This is a genomic window from Faecalibacterium sp. An192 (assembly GCF_002160175.1).
In the GTDB taxonomy this organism is placed as follows: domain Bacteria; phylum Bacillota; class Clostridia; order Oscillospirales; family Ruminococcaceae; genus Faecalibacterium.
Map to the genome: position 1 here is coordinate 1 of NZ_NFKB01000124.1, position 1489 is coordinate 1489.

General features: G+C 41.0%; 1 protein-coding gene and 1 pseudogene. Both read right to left on the reverse strand.

The features are described 5' to 3' along the window. Nucleotides 1-110: 110 nt before the first annotated feature. Nucleotides 111-1106, reverse strand: a complete 996-nt coding sequence (locus tag B5F27_RS16190; RefSeq protein ID WP_087369064.1) for a type II toxin-antitoxin system antitoxin SocA domain-containing protein — start codon at nucleotides 1104-1106, stop codon at nucleotides 111-113. A gap of 106 nt (nucleotides 1107-1212) precedes the next feature. Continuing rightward, a pseudogene (locus tag B5F27_RS17070) lies at nucleotides 1213-1489 on the reverse strand (hypothetical protein); the annotation flags it as partial.

Consider the following 1489-nt stretch of genomic DNA (forward strand, 5'->3'; position numbering starts at 1 on the left):
CCCTGCGAGACTTCTCAGATTTCTAAGACTTCTAAGACTTTTGATACTTTCTCTTATTTTCTCACAGGTCAGTACTTTTTTACAGTCGGGGGATTATGGAGCGGTTACGTTTAGAGCATGTCTGCGATATACGCTTTTAAGCCATTTTCAGTTTCAATGCCATATTTCAGATTCACCTGATGAAAATATTTTTTCATCTCATCCAGTGTGATTTCAGTCTGGGACGATTCGTCCGGCAGAAATCCTTTCCGTGCGTTGATCCAAGGAGCTTCTTTGTGAGTGATGCTTTCCAGAGTCTTACCACTGTACATTCCAAAGGTATTTAAAATTCGATCCACCACAGCTTTTGCAGCCGGTTCAAGAGGAGGAACCCCGTCTCTTAATGGCGCAAAACGATCATCCTCTATAGGATTGTATTTGAAATCACGGAACAGGTTATAAACATTGCGGTAGACGGGACCGTGTACCCACGCCTCACATGTTCCTGAGAACAATGGACGGTTATAAATGGCAACATAATTGCCTTGGATATAATACAGCAGCTTTTGCAGAGTTAAAGGCGTAACTTCATGCAAGGCAGAAAAAATATATGCAATAACTGCCATCAAAGGCATCGGAATCGCAGCATAAAGGTTTTCCAGCTGCATTGCTGCGAGGTATGCTTTATTATAGGCTGTTTCACCAACCTTATCACGATTCTGATTCAGAAGTGCTTTCATATAAGTGGCAGATGCCAGAGCATGCAGCATAATATCAGAATATTCTTTCGAAGGAACCTGGCCATCAAGATACCTTGAGATGGTAATCTCTCCGAATCCAAGAGCGAGCGACAATGGCGCTTTGCCAATATTGTAGAGTTTCATCAAACGCTGAATATCGTCTACAGTAATGATTCCTTCTGCTTTGCGATATTGTGCATCAATTTCCTGTGCGTTATAGTCCATAAGACCAGGAATTCCCATTTCTGAACCACAGTTATCGCAAACGGCAGTGGTAATTTCAAAAGTATACTCTTTATTGCGAATGGTTTCGTTGATTTTTATCTTTTTTAGCGTATAACTGCTTTCTGTTCGGCAGTTTTCACAGAAATCTTTTCTCCCTTCCATACATATTTCCTCCTTAAATTAATATAACCAATATTATTATATAAAGCAACCCGAGTCACTAAGCCTTTCAAAGAAAAACAAGCGCTCGGTTTGCAGTATAGACCTTTTAATGAAAATATTTTTTTAAAGGATAGTGCGCCTCGTGAAATGAGACGACGATCACGTAATTGCCATCAAGCTTGTTAAACTTGATGTACAATGAAACCAGCTTTTTCTCTGAGCCGAAGCGCTCCAAAAGCTCGAGTTCTTTGCCGAAGATGTAGAGCGTTTCATGTCTAGAGCAACCCCATAAAATATCAACAATAACCGGCACAAGCAAACCAGTTACGACAGTCCGAAGAAGTAACGGCAGCAAACGCCTGGTATAAAGCAAGGTCCAAGTC

Bases quoted from the DNA above. Each gene is read 5' to 3' on its own strand.
- B5F27_RS16190 (WP_087369064.1), bottom strand. From the start codon at position 1,106: ATGGAAGGGAGAAAAGATTTCTGTGAAAACTGCCGAACAGAAAGCAGT.